The organism is Sphingomonas sp. HMP9 (assembly GCF_013374115.1).
Classification (GTDB): Bacteria; Pseudomonadota; Alphaproteobacteria; order Sphingomonadales; family Sphingomonadaceae; genus Sphingomonas.
Genome location: NZ_AP022673.1, coordinates 1,047,837 through 1,066,113, shown reverse-complemented (window position 1 = coordinate 1,066,113; position 18,277 = coordinate 1,047,837). Strand labels below are relative to the sequence as shown.

Annotated in this window: 17 protein-coding genes and 1 tRNA gene; 11 read left to right on the top strand and 7 right to left on the bottom strand. The window is 65.3% G+C overall.

The features are described 5' to 3' along the window. Positions 1 to 3: 3 nt before the first annotated feature. The 5 genes from HMP09_RS04630 to serS all read right to left on the bottom strand — a co-directional run bounded on the left by HMP09_RS04630 (position 4) and on the right by serS (position 5,095). Complete coding sequence (locus HMP09_RS04630; protein ID WP_176499395.1) at positions 4 to 321, bottom strand: PilZ domain-containing protein; 318 nt, start codon at positions 319 to 321, stop codon at positions 4 to 6. A gap of 107 nt (positions 322 to 428) precedes the next feature. After that, positions 429 to 1,667 (bottom strand): tyrosine--tRNA ligase, encoded by a 1,239-nt coding sequence (gene tyrS / locus HMP09_RS04625; RefSeq protein ID WP_176499394.1) that lies wholly within the window; start codon positions 1,665 to 1,667, stop codon positions 429 to 431. Positions 1,668 to 1,905: 238 nt separating this feature from the next. Continuing rightward, positions 1,906 to 3,054 (bottom strand): M23 family metallopeptidase, encoded by a 1,149-nt coding sequence (locus tag HMP09_RS04620; RefSeq protein ID WP_176499393.1) that lies wholly within the window; start codon positions 3,052 to 3,054, stop codon positions 1,906 to 1,908. Then, entirely contained in the window at positions 3,054 to 3,818 is a 765-nt protein-coding gene (gene surE / locus HMP09_RS04615; protein ID WP_176499392.1) for a 5'/3'-nucleotidase SurE, read from the bottom strand. The genes HMP09_RS04620 and surE overlap by 1 nt, the downstream gene beginning before the upstream one ends. Continuing rightward, positions 3,818 to 5,095: a serine--tRNA ligase gene (gene serS, locus HMP09_RS04610; protein WP_176499391.1), complete on the bottom strand. Its 1,278-nt coding sequence runs from the start codon at positions 5,093 to 5,095 to the stop codon at positions 3,818 to 3,820. Before serS ends, surE begins: the two co-directional genes overlap by 1 nt. Before the next feature lie 253 nt (positions 5,096 to 5,348). Between serS and HMP09_RS04605 the strand changes: the two genes are divergently transcribed. The 4 genes from HMP09_RS04605 to HMP09_RS04590 all read left to right on the top strand — a co-directional run bounded on the left by HMP09_RS04605 (position 5,349) and on the right by HMP09_RS04590 (position 8,159). Next, a complete protein-coding gene (locus HMP09_RS04605) occupies positions 5,349 to 5,789 on the top strand; it encodes a host attachment family protein (RefSeq protein WP_176499390.1) in 441 nt (146 codons plus the stop codon). Positions 5,790 to 5,880: 91 nt separating this feature from the next. Further along, complete coding sequence (locus tag HMP09_RS04600) at positions 5,881 to 6,561, top strand: hypothetical protein (protein ID WP_176499389.1); 681 nt, start codon at positions 5,881 to 5,883, stop codon at positions 6,559 to 6,561. A 674-nt stretch (positions 6,562 to 7,235) separates the two neighbouring features. Next, positions 7,236 to 7,706 carry an RNA polymerase-binding protein DksA gene (dksA, locus tag HMP09_RS04595; RefSeq protein ID WP_176499388.1) on the top strand — a complete coding sequence of 157 codons (471 nt, stop codon included), beginning with the start codon at positions 7,236 to 7,238 and terminating at the stop codon, positions 7,704 to 7,706. Positions 7,707 to 7,769: 63 nt separating this feature from the next. Then, positions 7,770 to 8,159: a PilZ domain-containing protein gene (locus HMP09_RS04590; RefSeq protein ID WP_176499387.1), complete on the top strand. Its 390-nt coding sequence runs from the start codon at positions 7,770 to 7,772 to the stop codon at positions 8,157 to 8,159. Between the two features lie 62 nt (positions 8,160 to 8,221). Here the strand turns inward: HMP09_RS04590 and HMP09_RS04585 are convergent, their stop codons facing one another. Then, positions 8,222 to 8,377, bottom strand: a complete 156-nt coding sequence (locus HMP09_RS04585; protein WP_176499386.1) for a YdcH family protein — start codon at positions 8,375 to 8,377, stop codon at positions 8,222 to 8,224. 298 nt (positions 8,378 to 8,675) lie between these two features. On the opposite strand from HMP09_RS04585, the gene HMP09_RS04580 reads away from it, so the two are divergent. Together HMP09_RS04580 and HMP09_RS04575 are read left to right on the top strand one after the other, a co-directional pair. After that, positions 8,676 to 8,837, top strand: coding sequence for a DUF465 domain-containing protein (locus HMP09_RS04580; RefSeq protein ID WP_176501575.1), 162 nt, complete (start codon positions 8,676 to 8,678; stop codon positions 8,835 to 8,837). Between the two features lie 142 nt (positions 8,838 to 8,979). Continuing rightward, on the top strand, positions 8,980 to 9,414 hold the full coding sequence (locus HMP09_RS04575) for a DUF1465 family protein (RefSeq protein WP_176499385.1): 435 nt from the start codon (positions 8,980 to 8,982) through the stop codon (positions 9,412 to 9,414). A 114-nt stretch (positions 9,415 to 9,528) separates the two neighbouring features. On the opposite strand, the gene HMP09_RS04570 is transcribed toward HMP09_RS04575, so the two are convergent. Beyond that, positions 9,529 to 9,605, bottom strand: a tRNA-Pro gene (locus HMP09_RS04570). Positions 9,606 to 9,727: 122 nt separating this feature from the next. On the opposite strand from HMP09_RS04570, the gene lepA reads away from it, so the two are divergent. From lepA to HMP09_RS04550, 5 genes are all read left to right on the top strand, one after another. Next, on the top strand, positions 9,728 to 11,548 hold the full coding sequence (lepA, locus tag HMP09_RS04565; RefSeq protein WP_176499384.1) for a translation elongation factor 4: 1,821 nt from the start codon (positions 9,728 to 9,730) through the stop codon (positions 11,546 to 11,548). 142 nt (positions 11,549 to 11,690) lie between these two features. Continuing rightward, positions 11,691 to 11,879, top strand: a complete 189-nt coding sequence (relB, locus tag HMP09_RS18655) for a type II toxin-antitoxin system RelB family antitoxin (RefSeq protein WP_443026441.1) — start codon at positions 11,691 to 11,693, stop codon at positions 11,877 to 11,879. Beyond that, positions 11,861 to 12,148: a type II toxin-antitoxin system RelE/ParE family toxin gene (locus HMP09_RS04560; protein WP_197942481.1), complete on the top strand. Its 288-nt coding sequence runs from the start codon at positions 11,861 to 11,863 to the stop codon at positions 12,146 to 12,148. Before relB ends, HMP09_RS04560 begins: the two co-directional genes overlap by 19 nt. A gap of 212 nt (positions 12,149 to 12,360) precedes the next feature. Then, the gene (locus HMP09_RS04555; RefSeq protein WP_176501573.1) at positions 12,361 to 14,646 is read left to right on the top strand and encodes a TonB-dependent receptor domain-containing protein; all 2,286 of its coding nucleotides are present in this window, start codon (positions 12,361 to 12,363) and stop codon (positions 14,644 to 14,646) included. Positions 14,647 to 14,891: 245 nt separating this feature from the next. Then, the gene (locus tag HMP09_RS04550; RefSeq protein ID WP_176499383.1) at positions 14,892 to 18,260 is read left to right on the top strand and encodes a polysaccharide deacetylase family protein; all 3,369 of its coding nucleotides are present in this window, start codon (positions 14,892 to 14,894) and stop codon (positions 18,258 to 18,260) included. The last annotated feature ends 17 nt before the right edge of the window (positions 18,261 to 18,277 follow it).

The window sequence follows — 18,277 nt, the reverse complement described above, 5'->3', positions numbered from 1 at the left end:
CCGTCAGCTGTTGCGCATCATCACGGTGAGCATCGTGTAATAGTCGGCGAGCGGGATCGTCCGTTCGAGTTCGCAGCCGATCCGCCCGCCGAGCGACCAGCGGACGACCGCGTCGACATAGCCAAGGATCGGCAGGCGGATCCGCAATCGCTCACCCGCGGCCGGATCGCCGTCGCACCGCGCCATGAGGCCGTTGGCGGACATGTTGACGAGCACGAGCTTCACCGGATGCCCGTCGCCATCCAGCGCATGCGTACGATGCAGGACTTCGTCGCGCGGCTCGCCGCGCGCATCGCGAACGGCCGTTGCGTAGCGTGGCATCGATCGTTCCCCTGGAATAACCATCCCACCCGTGTACGCGGCGCGGCATGAACCCGCTACGAACCGTGATACTTAACGCGGCGTTCTTTGAAACGAGAATGCGTCTATTACGAGGGGGTTAGCATCCCATGTCGTTTCTTGCCGAGACTGAGCCGGACGGGCGCCGCAACGTCGATGCTCGCGGCAGGCTCACGGACGGCCTCGCCATCGACGCGCACGGCACCCTCGGCGATCTTCCGGCGGGCCTCGCCGTTGGAGGCGACGAAGCCCAGGCCGACCAGAGCCTCGACGATACCGATCGAGCCACCAGCGACCGTGTAGCTCGGCAGCGAATCGCCTGACGCGCCCTCCTCGAACGTCTTCCGCGCGGTGTCCGCGGCTTGCTCCGCGGCTTCACGTCCGCGGCACATCGCGGTCGCTTCGTTGGCAAGGACGATCTTGGCGGCGTTGATCTCCGCGCCTTCGAGCGCTTCCAGGCGCGCGATCTCGTCGAGCGGCAGGTCGGTGAACAGCTTCAGGAAGCGGCCGACGTCGCGGTCGTCGGTGTTGCGCCAGAACTGCCAATAGTCGAAGTGCGGCAACTGGTCCTCGTGCAGCCAGACCGCGCCCGACATCGTCTTGCCCATCTTGGCGCCGTCCGCGGTCGTGATCAGCGGCGTGGTGACGCCGTAGACTTCGGTCCCGTCCATCCGGCGCGACAGCTCGATGCCGTTGACGATGTTTCCCCACTGGTCCGATCCGCCCATTTGCAACCGGCACTCGGCGCGGCGCGAGAGTTCGAGAAAGTCGTATGCCTGGAGGATCATGTAGTTGAATTCGAGGAAGCTCAGCGACTGTTCCCGGTCGAGCCGAAGCTTGACCGAGTCGAACGCGAGCATCCGGTTGACCGAGAAATGCTGGCCAACGTCGCGCAGGAACGGGATGTATTCGAGCGCATCGAGCCACTCGGCGTTGTCGAGCATCACCGCGTCGGTGGGGCCGCCCGCTTCACCTTCAGGCGCAAACGTCAGGAAGCGTTCGAAGATGCGCCGGATCGAGGCGACGTTGGCCTTGATCCCGTCCTCGCCGAGCAGCTTGCGTGCTTCGTCCTTGAAGCTCGGATCGCCGATCTTGCCGGTGCCGCCGCCCATCAGGACGATCGGCTTGTGCCCGGTCTGCTGGAGCCGGCGCAGCAGCATGATCTGGACGAGGCTGCCGACGTGGAGCGACGGTGCGGTCGGGTCGAAGCCGATATAGCCGGGCACGACCTGCTTGCCGGCAAGCGCGTCGAGCGCGGTCGCGTCGGTCATCTGGTGGACATAGCCGCGCGAGGTCAGCGTGGTGAGCAGGTCGGACTGGTAGGTCATGGATGCGCGACTAGCATGCGCCTCCCGGTCCGTCATCCCGGCTACGCGGTCATCGTCACGCCCAACCGTCATCGCATCCCAACCGTCATCGCATCCCAACCGTCATCGCATCCCAACCGTCATCCTGACGAAAGTCGGGATCCAGAGCCATCAACGCCGGCGCCTGTAACCCTGGATCCTGACTTCCGTCAGGATGACGGACCTTGGCGAAGTGCGTCGGAAGCAAATTCCGCCCCGCTTAGCTCCGCGGCAGTTGCGACGACGGGTCCACCGGCGTCCGCCCCTTGCGCAGCTCGAAGTGAAGTTCCGGCCGATCCGCGAACCCGGTATCGCCCGACAGCGCAATCGTCTGGCCGCGCTTGACGCTCTGGCCGCGCTGCACCAGCAGCTTGGACGCGTGGCCGTACACACTCGTCCAGCCGCCACCGTGCTTGACGATCACCAGTCCGCCCAGCGCGGCGATGCCGTCGCCGACATAGGCGACCACGCCGTCCGCCGCCGCATGGATCGGGGTCGACACCGGTACGGCGATCTTGATGCCGTCGTTGCGCTCGCCGCTTGCACCATGGCCGAAGCGTTTCACGACCTTGCCGTCGACCGGCCACAGGAATCCGCCGCTCGCCAGACGTGCGGGCGCGGTGACGACGGCGTTGGACGGCAGCACGCGCCGCGGCGTCGCGATCGGTCTTGCCGGCGCCTGGTTGCTGGCGAGTGCGGGTTCGCCGCCCGTCAGGATGTCGTCGATGTCGAGCGTGAACGCCCGCGCGCGCTCCGAGGCGCTGGCCGTGCCGCCGTTCGCCTCGCCGGGGATCTGGATGCGCTGGTCGGCGCGGAGCACGTACGGTTCGACGAGCGCGTTGGCGGCGACGATTCGCGACCATTCGACACCATAGGCGCGGGCGATCGCGATGCCGGTCTCGCCGCGCCGCACCTGATGATAGCGACCGCCGGGGATCTGCAAACGCTGGCCGGCGCGGAGAGCATAGGGCGATTCGAGGTCGTTCGCGCGCGCGATCGTCTCTAGGCTGGCGCCGCTGCGATCGACTACGCGGCTCAGTGTATCGCCGGGCCGGACGACGTAGGTGGTGTCGGGAATAGTCTTCGCATCTGCACTGACCGGCCGTGCTTCCCAGGCGGGGCGCGGGGCGGGCAGGGTGGTGACCTCGCCGGTATCGCGTCCGGGAATGTCCTGCGGCAGCCTGTCGTCGCGCGGCCGATTCTCGCGCGGGGTATCGTCACGCTCGCGGGGCGGATCGTCGCGGCGGGGCGTGGGACCCCGGTAGGGACGTTGCGACGCGGTACCGTAGCCCGCAGGGTGATCGACCTTCGGAATGCATGCGGTCAGCGCGAGCGTCGCCAGAGAAGCCAGGACACCCGCACGCCGCATCAACGATAGGCCTGTGCGAGCATGTCCATCGACTCGACATGCGTCAGGTCGAGGTGCAGCGGCGTTACCGACACATACCCGGCGGCGGTCGCTTCGAGATCGGTCGCAGGCGCGGGCGTCTCGACGGTCCGGCCGAGCGCAAACCAGTGATACTCATAGCCGCGCGGATCGGTGTTGCTGACGATCTGCAACCGGCCATAATCGCGCAAGCCCTGGCCGACGACGCGCACACCCTTGACCGCATCGGCCGGGCCGGCAGGAAAGTTCACGTTGACCAGCGTCCGTGGCGCCAGCGGCGCGTCGACCAGCGGGCGCAGCACGCGTTCGCCCCACGCCGCGGCGGCTTCGAACGGCACGCTGTCGCCCATGCCTTCGCGGCTGTAGATCTGGCTCAGCGCGATCGACCGGATGCCGCCCAGCGCGCCCTCCATCGCCGCCGAGACGGTACCCGAATAGGTCACGTCCTCGGCCAGGTTCGCGCCGCGGTTGACGCCCGAGAGGATCAGGTCGGGCGGGCTGTCCTTCATGATCTTGGCCAGCGCCATCATCACCGCATCGGTCGGCGTACCCGCGACCGCATAGCGCTTCTCGCCGTGCTTGCGCACGCGGATCGGTCGCGACAGCGTCAGCGAATGGCCGGCGCCCGATTGCTCGTCGGCGGGCGCCACCACCCAGATATCGTCCGACAATGTCCGGGCGATCGTCTCCAGCACCTTGAGCCCGGGCGCATGATAGCCGTCGTCGTTGGTCAGCAGGATCCGCATCAGCGCTTCGGCTCCAACAGGATCAGTCCGCCGAGATACGGCTGCAGCACCGCCGGCACCGCGACCGAACCGTCCTCCTGCTGGTAATTCTCCAGCACCGCGACCAGCGTGCGGCCGACCGCGAGTGCCGAACCGTTGAGCGTGTGGACGAACCGCGTGCCCTTCTCGCCTTCGGGCCGATAGCGCGCGTTCATCCGCCGCGCCTGGAAATCGGTGCAGGTCGAGACGCTGCTGATCTCGCGATAGCGCGCCTGGCCCGGCAGCCAGACTTCGAGATCATAGGTGCGTGCTGCGGTGAAGCCCATATCGCCGGTGCATAGGAGCATCCGCCTGAACGGCAGCTGCAACGCATCGAGCACGCCTTCCGCGCACGCGGTCATCCGCTCATGCTCGGCCTCGGACATGTCGGGGGTGACGATCGAGACCATCTCGACCTTGTCGAACTGATGCTGGCGGATATAGCCGCGTGTATCGCGCCCCGCCGCGCCTGCCTCGGAGCGGAAGCACGGCGTCAGCGCGGTGAAGCGCAGCGGCAGTTCGCCCTCGCTCAATATCTGTTCGCGGACGATGTTGGTGAGGCTGACCTCCGCCGTGGGAATGAGCCAGCGACCATCGGTGGTACGGAACAGGTCCTCGGAGAACTTGGGCAGCTGGCCGGTGCCGAACACCGCTTCGTCGCGGACGAGCAGCGGCGGCGAGACTTGTTCGAACCCGGCGTCCGCGACATGATCGAGCATGAACTGCCCGAGGGCCCGCTGCAACTTGGCGGCAGCACCGCGGACCAGCGTGAAGCGCGCGCCCGACATCGTTGCGCCGGTTTCGAAATCGAGACCGAGGGCAGGGCCGATCGCGTCGTGCTCCCGTGCGGCGAAGGCGTAGGTCTTGGGGGTGCCGCGGGTGTGGACCAGTGCGTTGTCGTCCTCGCCGCCCCCTTGCGGCACGTCGTTCGCGGGAAGGTTCGGGATCGCGGCGAGCATGGCCTGGAGTTCGCCACCCAGCCGCGCTTCTTCCGCTTCCAGTGCAGGCAGCGCGTCCTTCAGGCTGGCGACCTCGGCCATCAGCGCCTGCGCCTTGGCCTCGTCCTTCTGAGCCTTGGCCTGGCCGATCGCCTTCGACAGTTCGTTGCGCCGCGTCTGTGCGGTCTGCGACTCCGCGATCGTCGCGCGGCGCTGCTCATCGAGCGTCACCAACGATGCGGACTGCGGTGCCACACCCCGCTTGGCGAGGGCGGCGTCGAAAGCGGCGGGATCGTCGCGGATCAGGCGTATGTCGTGCATGGCCGGGCTATGGCGAGGCGGGCACGCGTACGCAAGGCGGCGTGCACCCTCGCAATCCTCCCCCGCCAGGGGGAGGTGGCGCCGAAGGCGACGGAGGGGGAGGGCACGGAACACCGGTTGTCATTTACCGCCCCCTCCGTCTGGCAAGAGCCAGCCACCTCCCCCTGGCGGGGTAGGATCAGAAGCGTGGCGCAACCTCCGCGCGGCGCGGCGCGTTCATCCACCATACGCATAGCGAAAAGGAGAAACCCGCATGCATCTTCCCCACAACTCCGTCGTGCTCGTCGCGGACGGCCGGAAAATGCTGTTCCTGCGCAACGAGGGCGACAACGAGTTCCCCAATCTCGTGGTCGAAAAGGCGCAGGAGCAGGACAACCCCGCCACGCGCGATCAGGCGACCGACTCCGCAGGCCGCGCCTCGTCGCCGCAGGGCGGCGTGCAGAGTTCGGTGGAACCGACCGATTTCCACCAGATCGAGGAAGATCGCTTCGCCGCTGACGCCGCCGACTTCCTGAAGACCGGTGCGCTGAAGAACGCCTACGACTCGCTGATCATCGTCGCGCCGCCGAAGACGCTCGGCGAACTGCGCAAGCATTACCACAAGGAAGTCAGCAGCCGTCTCAAGGGCGAGCTCGACAAGGACCTGACCGGGCATCCGATTAAGGACATCGAGAAGGCGCTCCAGAACGCCTGAACTACAGATACGAGAAAGGCCCCGTCGGCGCATGTCCGGCGGGGCCTTTTCTATGCGGTAACCCGGCCTTTAAGCGGCGACCGCCTTATGCTTGGCGAAACGCTTGCGTGCGACCAGCGCCGCCGCTGCCGCACCGAACAGCAACACCATCGGGGGTGCGGGAACGGGCGCAGGTGCGCCGCCACTGGACCCCGTGCTGCCGCCCGAGCTGGCGCTGCTCGCACTCGACGCGCTGCTGGCACTGCTTGCGCTCGAACCGCTCCCGGTCGAGCCGCTGCTTCCCGACGACGCGGAGCTGCCCGACGATCCGTTCGAACTCCAGCCACCGGTCGAGTTCCAGCCGCCGCTCGATCCCCACCCCTTGCTGCTCGATCCATACCCCGACGAACTGCCGCTGCTGGCCGAGGACGCGGAGGATGCCGACGACGCCGACGATGCGCTGCTGGTCGAGGACGAGACGTCGCCGCTCGATCCGCCCGACGCCGACGACACGTTGCCGCTCGATCCGCCGGTCGACGATGTGCTGGAAATCGTCGCGCCGCCCGTGCTGGTCGACGATCCGCCGCTGCTCGTCGAGGATCCGCCGGTGGAGGTCGACCCGCCGCTCGACGTCGATGAGATCACGATGCTCCCGCCCGAGCCGCCGCTTCCCCCGAAGCCGCCGCCAAAGCCACCACCGAAACCGCCGCCAAGGCCGCCAGGCGCACCGAAGAACCCGCCGCTGCCGCCGACAGCGACCGGTGCAGGGCCCGCGCCGCCGCCACCGATATAGCCATCGCCCACCGGCACCGGCACCGGCGCTGCGTTCGCGACCGTCACCACCGTGGGCGCGCACGTCTGGCGAGTCGTGGTGACGACGCGGCGCACGCGCGGTCGAGTCACGGCAGCGACCTGGGGTCGCGCGACTCGCTTGACCAGGACGCGCTTCGTATTCGCGGTTCGCTGCGGGCGCTCGGCGATATGCACGGCACCGCCGCCGATCAGGGCGCCACCACACGCACACGCGCACAATTTCGCCAGGGCCATCCTCACCGACATATCGTCACTCTCTTGTTGCCGGCACCCTTGTGTTGCCGGATCCCCATCCGCAGTATTCGAATCTGCTATCCGACTAACTGCAAGACAAAGTGTTAAGCACAAGTAGCTTAACCACATTCACGTTGGTTAAACGAGGGTTAACTTAGCGTTGAATGCGTCCCTCATGCTTAACGTGCCGGGGTGGGACACAGGCCCGCGGGCCGGGGCCACCGCCGCGACACGCATGATCCGACAACCCGCGTGAAATTGATACCGCCGCGGCCGCAATAAAATGTCGGTTCGCCGGCAGAATGCGCAAGTCCTGTCGCTTGTGGTCCCCAGCGCGTGAGACTATAGGCGCTTTCACCATTTGGGGGCGGTCCCTGGAAATCAGCGAGGCTGATACGACGGGGCCAGAGGGAGAGTGGTATGGCGACCGTAATGAATCGTGTGGACGATACCGGGAAATCCAGTCGAGATGCCGCCAACGACAGCGGCGAAGAGGGCTATCGTCCAGACGCGGACGAGCCGTTCATGAGCTTGAAGCAACAGGCCTATTTCCGCCGCAAGCTTCAGGAGTGGAAGGAGTCGATCCTTCGGGAGTCGCAGGAAACGCTTTCCCAGTTGCAGGTCGATTCCTTGCGCGAGGCCGATCTCACCGATCGCGCATCAAGCGAGACCGATTGGTCGATCGAACTGCGGACGCGGGACCGTCAACGCAAACTCGTTTCCAAGATCGAGGCGGCGATTCGCCGGATCGACGAAGGGGAATACGGCTATTGCGAAGTCACCGGCGAGCCTATCAGCCTAGCGCGGCTCGAGGCGCGTCCGATCGCGACGATGACGGTCGAGGCGCAGGAACGGCACGAGCGTAACGAGAAGGTGTCGCGCGAGGATTGATCGGGCCCACTGACGGGGAAGAGAAGGCATGCTGTGTTCGATCATGGTAAAATCGGTCGCGGCATGAGCGTGGACACCGTGTCGGCCGGCGGTAACGAGAACCGGCGACAGCGCGAGCGCGACAGCCTGTTGCTGGTCGCGCAGGTGCGGATCGGGACCGAGGATATTGTACGCGAGGCCAGGGTCCGTAACCTGTCCGAGACAGGACTGATGGCCGAACTCGCCAAGGTCGTCGACGTCGGGACGCCGGTCACGGTGACGTTGCGCGGGATTGGCGACGTCGCCGGTACTGTCGCATGGTGCACCGAGGGGCGGATGGGCATATCGCTCGATTCGCCGGTAGACCCGCTGCTGGTCCGTAAACCGTCGAGCGGGGCCAAATCCCTGGCGCCGGTCCATATCGCGAAGGCGTCGGACAGCACGTACGCCTTACGCAATCCTAAGCCGCGATAGCATCGGCATGTCGCTCCCCGGATCGACCCGTGCGGATCGACGGGGGAGCGGTATCGCGACCGTTACAGGCTGACGATCTCTTCCTTCAGTCGCAGCTTCTGCTTCTTCAGGCTCGCCAGCAGGTTCGCGTCGGGGAGCGGACGATGCGTTTCGTCGGCGATCCGCTGATCCAGCACGGCATGCTTGGTTTCCAGGGCTGTCTGATGAGTCGTCTGCATGGTGGGTTGCCTCCTGCATTCGGGTTGGGGAGCGGAGTAAACCACTCCGTCATCGAAATGTCTTCATCGGAAATGGACCAAATCGATTGGTCGAACGATTTGGCGCGACGGACCGTTCGAGCGGCAACCGTACGTGGTGCAACGCGGTTGCTTGCCTCAGGCGTTTTCGGCGCAGGCGCGACACGGAAGGGCGGTTTCGTGCTCGCGCGATGCGCTGCGTTTGCTAAGGGCACCAAACACGACGGTAGCGATCGGGGGACCAGTGGACGACGCGCAGACCAGAGTTCGACTTGATTCGATGCGGATCGAGCATCGCGATCTCGACGACGCGATCGCTGCGCTGGCGCTGGCTTCGACGCCTGAACAGTTACAGATGGCGCGGCTCAAGAAGCGGAAATTGCGGCTGCGCGACGAGATTGCGTCGCTGGAAGACCTGCTGATCCCGGATATTATCGCCTGATTGCAACGCGCTGAACTGGGATGTGCACGTACTGGCGCATTTTGGGACAGGTAATGGTTACCGACGCGTTAACTACTCTGGATGGTCTTGGGTCAGTGTGTCATTTGCCGCCGTGATGACCCACGCCGGATATGAATCGCAGATGCAGCGCCGGCTTATCGACGCGCTGTACACCGAAGCGATGGCGCTGGCCGACGAGGCGCGAACCTATTTCGACGAGGCTGGCCGCGTCGAACGCGAGGCACTCGATCCACTGATCCGGGTCAGCTTCAGCTGTGAATCGCTGAAGGTCACGACGCGGTTGATGCACGTCATCGCCTGGTTGCTCACGCAGCGCGCGGTTCAGTCCGGCGAGTTGCGCGCGCGCGATGCGCTCGACCCCGAGCGACGGCTGGGCGATGCGCCGACGACCGACGCTGCCTTGCTGGCGATGCTGCCTGCGCGAGCGCGCGACCTGATCGGGGCCAGCATGGATCTGCATCGGCGCGTGGCGTTGATGGACGAGGCGCAGGGCAGGCCCGCGGTCATCGCAAGCCCGGTTCGGACGCTGCACAAGCGGATCGCAAACGCGTTCTAGACCGTCGAGCGTCGTTCCGGCGACCCGCCGGACCGTAGGCGCTGACGTCTCTAGGTGATCGTAAGGAGAGTTTGGGTTCGGGGAAGGGGCAAACTCACCCCGTAAAATCGGCAATGGTCGGGGCGATAGGATTCGAACCTACGACCCCTGGACCCCGAGACCAGTGCGCTACCAGACTGCGCCACGCCCCGACAACATTGCCGGTGAGCCCCCTAGCCGCGACATCGGTGGCGAGCAAGACAATTATCGCGTGCCGCATGTTGCGTGTCGTGGCGATCTATCCCCCGCGCAGTGTCGCTGCTAGGAGCGCGCCATGACTCCGCTCGACCGCATCCGCAATTTTTCCATCATCGCCCATATCGACCATGGCAAGTCGACGCTCGCCGATCGGCTGATCCAGCAGACCGGCGGCCTGACCGCGCGCGAAATGTCCGAGCAGGTGCTCGACAATATGGACATCGAGAAGGAGCGCGGAATCACGATCAAGGCGCAGACCGTGCGTCTTGCGTACCACGCCAAGGACGGCCTCGATTACGTCCTCAACCTGATGGACACGCCGGGCCACGTCGACTTCGCCTACGAAGTGAGCCGCAGCCTCGCCGCATGCGAGGGCGCGCTGCTCGTGGTCGACGCGGCGCAAGGCGTCGAGGCGCAGACGCTTGCCAACGTCTACCAGTCGATCGAGCATGATCATGAGATCGTGCCGGTCATCAACAAGATCGACCTCCCCGCCGCCGAGCCCGAGAAGGTCCGCAAGGAAATCGAGGACGTGATCGGCATCGACGCGTCCGGCGCGGTGCTTGCGTCGGCAAAGTCGGGGATCGGCATCGAGGACATCCTCGAGGCGATCGTCACCAAGATCCCGCCGCCCAGCGGCGACCCCGAGGCGCCGCTGAAGGCGATGCTGGTCGACAGCTGGTACGATCCGTATCTCGGCGTCGTCATCCTCGTCCGCGTGATCGACGGCGTCCTGAAGACGGGCCAGCAGATCAAGTTCATGCAGACCGGCACGATGCATCTGGTCGACCGGGTCGGGTGTTTCCGCCCCAAGATCGAGCAGCTGACCGAACTCGGCACGGGCGAAATGGGCTTCATCACCGCGCAGATCAAAGAGGTCGCGCAGACTCGTGTCGGCGACACGATTACCGATGCGAAGCGGCCTGCGCTCGAGGCTCTGGCGGGCTTCAAGGAAGTCCAGCCGGTGGTGTTCTGCGGGATGTTCCCGGTCGATGCCGCCGAGTTCGAGAAGCTGCGCGAGAGCATCAGCAAGCTGCGGCTGAACGATGCGAGCTTCTCGTTCGAGATGGAGACGTCGGCGGCTTTGGGCTTCGGCTTCCGCTGCGGGTTCCTCGGGCTGCTGCATCTGGAGATCATCCAGGAGCGACTGACGCGCGAGTACGACCTCGACCTGATCACGACCGCGCCGTCGGTGGTGTACGAGATCGAGCTGACCCACCCCGATCCTGCGGGCACGACGCATATCGAGCTGCACAACCCCGCCGACATGCCCGAGCCGAACAAGATCGCGACGATCAGCGAGCCGTGGATCGAGGCGACGATCTATGTTCCCGACGAATATCTCGGGAGTGTCCTGAAGCTCTGCCAGGATCGTCGCGGCATCCAGAAGAACCTGACCTATGTCGGCGGCCGCGCGCAGGCGACGTATGAACTGCCGCTCAACGAGGTCGTGTTCGATTTCTACGACCGGCTGAAGTCGATGTCCAAGGGCTATGCCAGCTTCGATTATCACCAGATCGGCTACCGCGAGGGTGACCTCGTCAAGATGGGTATCCTGGTCAACGAAGAGCCGGTCGACGCGCTCAGCATGATCGTCCACCGCGGCACCGCCGAAGTGCGCGGACGCGGCATGGTCGAGCGACTGAAGGAACTGATCCCCCGCCATCTGTTCAAGATCCCGATCCAGGCGGCGATCGGCGGCAAGGTGATCGCGCGCGAGACGATCAGCGCGATGCGCAAGGACGTGACCGCCAAATGCTATGGCGGCGACGCGAGCCGCAAGAAGAAGCTCCTCGAAAAGCAGAAGAAGGGGAAGCTCAAGATGCGCGAATACGGCTCGGTCAGCATCCCGCAGGAGGCGTTCATCGCCGCGCTGCGCATGGGCGACGACGCCTGAGGCAAAGCTCTGATTGGACGACGATAAGCGTCTAGCCGGGCGGCGACCGACCGAGCTCGTACTCGGTCGTGTCGTCCAACGACGCGGCTTTGCCGCGGCGCCTCCGCGTTGCAATCCGTGGCGACAGGCCTAAGCTCGGCTTATGGCGCAAGTCTCGTCCAAACCTTCGGAGTCGGAACCCGCTATCTCGGCACAAGCCTATGATCGCTGGCTACGCGAAAAGGTCGCGCGATCCTTGGCGGACCCTCGCCCATCGATCGCGCATGAGGAGGCGGTGGCTGCCATGAAAGCCGCTCTGGCGGCGATCGATCGATCAGGCGGAGATCGCTGAAGCTGCTCTGGCGCCCTGAAGCGATCGAGGATGCCATTACGATTCTGGACTATATCGCGACCCATAATAGGGACGCGGCATTGCGCCTATCGATATCGATCGACGCCTGCGCCACCCGTCTCGTCGACCATCCCTCCATGTACCGCCCAGGCAGGGCTGATGGCACGCGCGAAGCCGTCGTGCATTCCAATTATCTCATGATTTATCGGATTGCGCCGGACACGATCGAGATCGTCAACGTCGTGCATGCACGTCGCGACTACCCGTGATCTTCGTCACCAACTGTCATCATACCAACACAATCCCCGCCTAATCGCCGGCCCGGGGAGTGAGCGTCGCGAGGCGTCGTCGTGCCGTCCGGGGAGGGCGGTCGAGGACACGCTGCGGCGTTGCATATTGGGATGTGCGGCCGGTCGTCAGGGACGGCGCCGCACGATTGGGGAATATCATCGTGAAGATTTCGGTCGTTAAGTCGGCGCTGATGCTCGGCGTCGCGTTTGGTTCGGTTGTGGGTGCATCCGCCGCGTTCGCGCAGGCAGCCCCCGTTCAGGAGCAGGCCGCACCCGAGGAAGGGCTCGGCGAGATCGTGGTGACTGCCGAGCGTCGCTCCGAGAACCTCCAGAAAGTGCCGCTGTCGGTCGGCGTCGCGTCGGGCGACGCCCTGCGCGCCTACACCGCCGGCGGTGACGACACGCTGCTCGCGCTGTCGGGTCGTGTCCCCGGCCTGTACGTCGAATCGACGACCGGCCGCATCTTCCCGCGCTTCTACATCCGCGGTCTCGGCAACATCGATTTCTATCTCGGCGCCTCGCAGCCGGTCACGGTCATCCAGGACGACGTGATCCTCGAGCATGTCGTGCTGAAGTCGAACCCGGTGTTCGACGTCCGGCAGGTAGAAGTGCTGCGCGGGCCGCAGGGCTCGCTGTTCGGGCGCAACACCACCGCCGGCATCATCAAGTTCGATACGAACAAGCCGACCAACGATTTCGAGAGCCGTGCCTCGGCCTCGGTCGGCTCGTACAACAGCGTCAGCCTGGACGCCGGTGTCGGTGGCCCGCTGATCAAGGATCTGCTGTCCATCCGCCTGTCGACGCTGATCCAGCACCGCGAGAACTATGTCGACAACGTCTTCGCAGGCACCAGCCTCGACAACACCGCGACGCCGCGCAAGGACGCGATGGGTGGTTTCGACGATCGCAACGTCCGCGTTCAGCTAGCGCTGACTCCTGGCGAGCGCTTTACGCTCGACCTGTCGGGCCACGCGCGCTGGTATGACGGCACCTCGACGCTGTTTCACCGTGGCGCGCTCAAGAAGGGCTCGAACGACGTGTCGGCCGAGCCGCGCAATACGGTTTCATACGACGAAGCGAACGACAACCCGCAGAGCTACAACACCTATGGCGGCTCGGCGCGCGCGACCTACGACTTCGGTCCGGCCGCGCTGACCTCGATCACTGCATACGAGACGACTTCGGGCTTCAGCCGCGGCGACACCGATGGCGGTGCGGCGGTCAATTTCGCGGGTCGTCCATCCTACGGCCAGAGCCAGGGGCAGATCCGCGACCTCGATCAATGGTCGCAGGAGGTACGGTTGGCCGGAACGCCGGGTGGACGCTTCAACTGGCAGATCGGTGGGCTGTATTTCGACAGCCGCGATATCACCGACTTCTATCAGCGCGCATTTTTCCTAACGGCGCCCGACCTGAACGGCACGCAGCCGAACCCGAACAACTGGGTGCGCCTGCATGACGTCAATACGTCTTGGGCAGGCTTCGGCCAGGTCAGCTACGAGATCGCGCCGAAGCTGACGATCAGTGCTGGTGGACGGATCACCGAGGACAAGAAGCGCACGGAACTGCTCAAGACGGCGAACACGGTGACCAACGGCGTCACTTATAAGGGCCGCACCGACGTGACCCTGAAGGCGACCAAGCCAAGCTGGGATGCGAGCCTGTTGTATCAGGCGAGCCCGGACGTCAGCCTGTACACGCGCGTCGCCGAAGGTTTCCGTGGGCCGACGATCCAGGGCCGGTCGGCGGTGTTCAATTCGGACTTCACCACCGCCAAGTCGGAAACGATCCTGTCTTGGGAGGGTGGCGTCAAGAGCCGCCTGCTGAACAACACGCTCAGCCTGAACGCGACGGTCTTCGCCTACCGCGTCAAGGACATCCAGCTTAACGGCAACGACGTAAACGGCAACGGCGTGCTGTTCAACGCGGACAAGGCGGATGCGTACGGCATGGAGGCCGAGGCGAACTGGAAGCCGGTGCCGAACCTGACGCTGGGCGCAGGCCTCAGCCTGTTGCACAGCAAGATCCGCGACAAGAACGTCTATGCGCAGGTCTGCATTCTGAACAATATCGTAGTCTGCACCGTCCAGGATCCAACAATCAAGGTGGGCGCCAACACGTTCGCGCAGATCGACGGCAACCCGCTGCCGAACGCGCCGGAATACAATGTCGACCTGAATGCGCGCTATGACCAGCCGCTGGGCAATGGCGGTCGCGCGTTCATCGCGGGCGACTTCAATATCCAGGGCTATACGCAGTTCGTGCTCTACAAGACCAAGGAATTTACCGCGAACGGCAACTTCGAGGGTGGTCTGAAGATCGGCTACGCGGCGCCGGACGATGCCTATGAGCTGGCCGTGTTCGCGCGCAACATCACCGGCGAGAAGAACCTGAAGGGCGTGATCGAGAACTACATGGCGGCGGTGTTTAACGAACCGCGCATCATCGGCGTGTCGCTCAGCGGCAAGTTCCGCTGATCTGACGTCTCCCCCCCCGCATGCGGGGGGGCGGGGGTAAGCTCGCGCTATCCCCGGCGGCGGCGTTCGTTCAAGCCGGGCCCACGCCTCGGTCCCCTTCCTGCATGCAGGAGGGGATGGAGCGGGCTCGACATCCGTCTCTAAACTACGCGTGACGCATTATTCAGCAGCGCGCGTGCGAACGACATTGTAGCGCAATGTTGCGGCGAGTTGCCGTTTTCCTTCGGCCGGTTGATACTCGCTCCATGTCGCTCAATCCCATATTCTATGATGCCAGCGGCCGCCGACGTCGGCGGTTCGCCTTTGGCGTGGCCGCCTTCATTGCCCTGCTGCTGCTGTCGATCGCGGTGTTTGCCGTCTCGATCGGCGCAGTGCCGACCGCGCCGCTGCTGCCGATCGAGCCCGAGCACCCAGCGCTCCACAAGCTGCCGGCACCGCGCGGTGGCATCCTTCGCGAGACCCGGCGCGACCTGAATTACTACGCCAAGCAGCTGTTCGGGACGAGCGCGGCCAAGCCGGGCGTCGGCAACGGCGCCAACCCGCAGCTCGCGATCGCCTTCCACGCGCCATGGGACGAGGCGAGTACGGCCAGTCTTGCGCGGCACGTCGAGCAGCTCGACTGGCTGATTCCCGGCTGGGTCTCCATCACCGGCAAGGATCACCGGATCACGGTGTTCCGCGACCAGGCCGGCCGGGATATCCTCAACAAAGCGGTCCACCGTCCGATGATCCTGCCGATGGTGCAGAACGCGGTCGACGGGAATTGGGACGGTACCGGAAGCGCGGCGCTGTTCGCCGATCCAAAGGCGCGCGCGGCGTTCCTCGACAAGCTCGTCCCGTTCCTCAGCGCGAACCGTGCCGGAGGCGTGTTCTACGATTTCGAGGACCTGCCCGCGTCGGCACAACCCAATTACCGCGCCTTCCTCGCCGAGACACGCGCGCGGTTCGCGCCACGCGGCTGGGTCGTCGCGATCGCCGCGCCAGTGGCGAACCCCGACTGGAACCTGCCTGCCTATGGCAAGGTGACCGACAAGATCTTTCTGATGGCGTATGACGAGCACGAGACGAGCGGCGCAGCGGGTCCGATTGCGTCGCAGCGTTGGTTCGCGCGCATGGTCGCCGATGCCGCGCGCGGCATCCCGCCAGCCAAGCTCGTCGTCGCGATCGGCTCCTACGCTTATGACTGGCACGCCGGCGCAGACAGCGGCAACGGCGATGCGCTCGACGTCGAGGAGGCGTGGCAGAACGCCGCGGACTCCGGCACGATGCCGACCTTCGACAAGGCTAGCGGCAACAGCAGCTTCGCTTACTCGGAAGGCGGCGTGCAGCACCAGGTCTGGCTGCTCGATGCGGCGTCGGCGTACAACCAGATCGCCTTCCTGCAGAAGGCCGGCCTGGGCAGCGTCGCGCTGTGGCGGCTCGGCTCCGAGGACCCGGGGCTCTGGTTGATCTGGGGTCGCGATCACCGGAAGCTGCCGGTCCCCGATGCGATCGACGCGATGCCGGCGGGCACCAATGTCGATATCGAGGGTAGCGGCGAGATCTTGAAGATCGCCGCCGAGCCCGTGACCGGCATCCGCGACGCCGTGCCGGCGAAGGACGGGACGATCGCTGACGTTAACTTCACGCGGATGCCATCACCCTATGTCGTGGTGCGAACCGGCTATCGCCCGAAACAGCTCGCGCTGACCTTCGACGACGGGCCCGATCCCGAATGGACGCCGCAGATCCTCGACATCCTCAAGCGCGAACATGCGCCCGCGACGTTCTTCGTGATCGGCGAGAATGCGCTGACCGAGCGGCTGCTGCTCGAGCGGATGGTCCGCGAAGGCCATGAGATCGGCAGCCACACCTATACGCATCCCAACCTCGCCAACGTCTCTCAGCGGCAGGTGAAGTACGAGCTGAACACCACGCAGCGTCTATTCCAGGCGTTTACCGGCCGCTCGCTCCGACTGTTCCGCGCGCCCTATTTCGGCGACGCCGAGCCGAGCACCGCGGACGAGATTGTCCCGGCGCTCGAAGCGCAGCAGCGCGGCTACATCTCGGTCGGCCTCCACGTCGACCCCGACGACTGGAAGCGGCCGGGCGTGCAGGCGATCATCGACCGCACGATCGCGGGCGTCGAGGCGGGCAACCCGGAGCGCAGCGGCAACGTCATCCTGCTCCACGACGCCGGCGGCAATCGTGCGCAAACGGTCGCCGCGTTGCCGATCATCATCGAGCGACTGCGTGCGATGGGCTACAGCTTCGTGCCCGTCTCGACGCTCGCAGGCCTGTCGCGCAATGCGGCAATGCCGGTGATCTCGTCGAGCGATCGCGTCGCAGCCGTCGCCGATCTTGCCCTGTTCAGCGCGCTCGGCGGGATCGTCGTCGCGCTGCGCTGGATCTTCGGCATCGCGATCACGATCGGCATCATCCGCGCCTTGGCCTTGTCGGCGCTCGCGCTGATCCAGGCCCGGCGCGAACTGAAGACGGTGTTCCCGGCGATCGATCCGTCACGGTTCGTGACGGTGATGATCCCGGCGTTCAACGAAGAACGCGTGATCGTCCGCGCGGTACAAGGCGTGCTCGCGTCCGCGGAGGTCGCGATCGAGGTGATCGTGATCGACGACGGATCGAGCGACGGCACCAGCCGCGTCGTGTCCGAGGCGTTCGCGGACGACGATCGTGTCCGCTTGTTGACGCTGGAGAATGGCGGCAAGGCTCGCGCGCTCAACCGCGGCCTCGAACTGGCGCGCGGCGAGATCGTAATCGCGCTCGATGCCGATACCCAGTTCGAGCCGATGACCATCGCGCGTCTGGCCCGCTGGTTCGACGATCCGAAACTGGGTGCGGTCGCCGGCAATGCCAAGGTCGGCAACCGCGTCAACCTGATCACCAAATGGCAGGCGCTCGAATATATCACCGCGCAGAACCTCGAACGGCGTGCGCTCGCGCGGCTGAACGCGATGACGGTTGTTCCGGGCGCGGTCGGCGCGTGGCGGCTGGCGGCGATCCGCAGCGTGGGCGGCTATCCCGACGATACGCTTGCCGAGGATCAGGACCTCACGATCGCAATCCAGCGGCATGGCTGGACGGTGCAATACGACCAGTTCGCAATCGCCTGGACCGAAGCACCCGAGACAATGCGTGCGCTCGCCAAGCAGCGGTTTCGCTGGGCGTTCGGGACGTTGCAATGCCTATACAAGCATCGCTCGGCGATCGGTCGGTCACAGCCGCGCGGGCTCGGCTGGGTCGGGTTGCCGCAGGCGATCGTGTTCCAGATCATCCTCGCCTCGATCTCGCCGATTATCGACCTCGCGCTGCTGGTCAGTTTCGCCTCGACCTATGTCGCGGTGCAGGCGCATGGCTGGGAGCAGACCAGCCACGACGTCTATACGATGCTGGCCTATTGGCTCATCTTCACGGCGATCGACCTGCTCGCCGCGACCATCGCATTCGCGCTGGAGCGCAAGGAACGCTGGCGGCTGCTGTGGCTGCTGATCCCGCAGCGGATCGGTTATCGCCAGGTGATGTACTATGTCGTGCTGAAGGCGATCGCACAGGCGCTGCGGGGGCCGCTGGTCGGCTGGGGGAAGCTCGCGCGAACCGGGCGGGTCACGGCCAACTAGGCGCGCAACATATCGAA

Coding starts and splice junctions, on each gene's coding strand:
- tyrS (WP_176499394.1), bottom strand. CDS start 1,667: ATGACCTACCAGTCCGACCTGCTCACCACGCTGACCTCGCGCGGCTAT.
- HMP09_RS04620 (WP_176499393.1), bottom strand. CDS start 3,054: ATGCGGCGTGCGGGTGTCCTGGCTTCTCTGGCGACGCTCGCGCTGACC.
- HMP09_RS04580 (WP_176501575.1), top strand. CDS start 8,676: ATGCGGATCGAGCATCGCGATCTCGACGACGCGATCGCTGCGCTGGCG.
- HMP09_RS04585 (WP_176499386.1), bottom strand. CDS start 8,377: ATGCAGACGACTCATCAGACAGCCCTGGAAACCAAGCATGCCGTGCTG.
- HMP09_RS04550 (WP_176499383.1), top strand. CDS start 14,892: ATGTCGCTCAATCCCATATTCTATGATGCCAGCGGCCGCCGACGTCGG.
- HMP09_RS04630 (WP_176499395.1), bottom strand. CDS start 321: ATGCCACGCTACGCAACGGCCGTTCGCGATGCGCGCGGCGAGCCGCGC.
- surE (WP_176499392.1), bottom strand. CDS start 3,818: ATGCGGATCCTGCTGACCAACGACGACGGCTATCATGCGCCCGGGCTC.
- HMP09_RS04590 (WP_176499387.1), top strand. CDS start 7,770: ATGAGCGTGGACACCGTGTCGGCCGGCGGTAACGAGAACCGGCGACAG.
- dksA (WP_176499388.1), top strand. CDS start 7,236: ATGGCGACCGTAATGAATCGTGTGGACGATACCGGGAAATCCAGTCGA.
- HMP09_RS04605 (WP_176499390.1), top strand. CDS start 5,349: ATGCATCTTCCCCACAACTCCGTCGTGCTCGTCGCGGACGGCCGGAAA.
- lepA (WP_176499384.1), top strand. CDS start 9,728: ATGACTCCGCTCGACCGCATCCGCAATTTTTCCATCATCGCCCATATC.
- serS (WP_176499391.1), bottom strand. CDS start 5,095: ATGCACGACATACGCCTGATCCGCGACGATCCCGCCGCTTTCGACGCC.
- relB (WP_443026441.1), top strand. CDS start 11,691: ATGGCGCAAGTCTCGTCCAAACCTTCGGAGTCGGAACCCGCTATCTCG.
- HMP09_RS04575 (WP_176499385.1), top strand. CDS start 8,980: ATGCAGCGCCGGCTTATCGACGCGCTGTACACCGAAGCGATGGCGCTG.
- HMP09_RS04555 (WP_176501573.1), top strand. CDS start 12,361: ATGCTCGGCGTCGCGTTTGGTTCGGTTGTGGGTGCATCCGCCGCGTTC.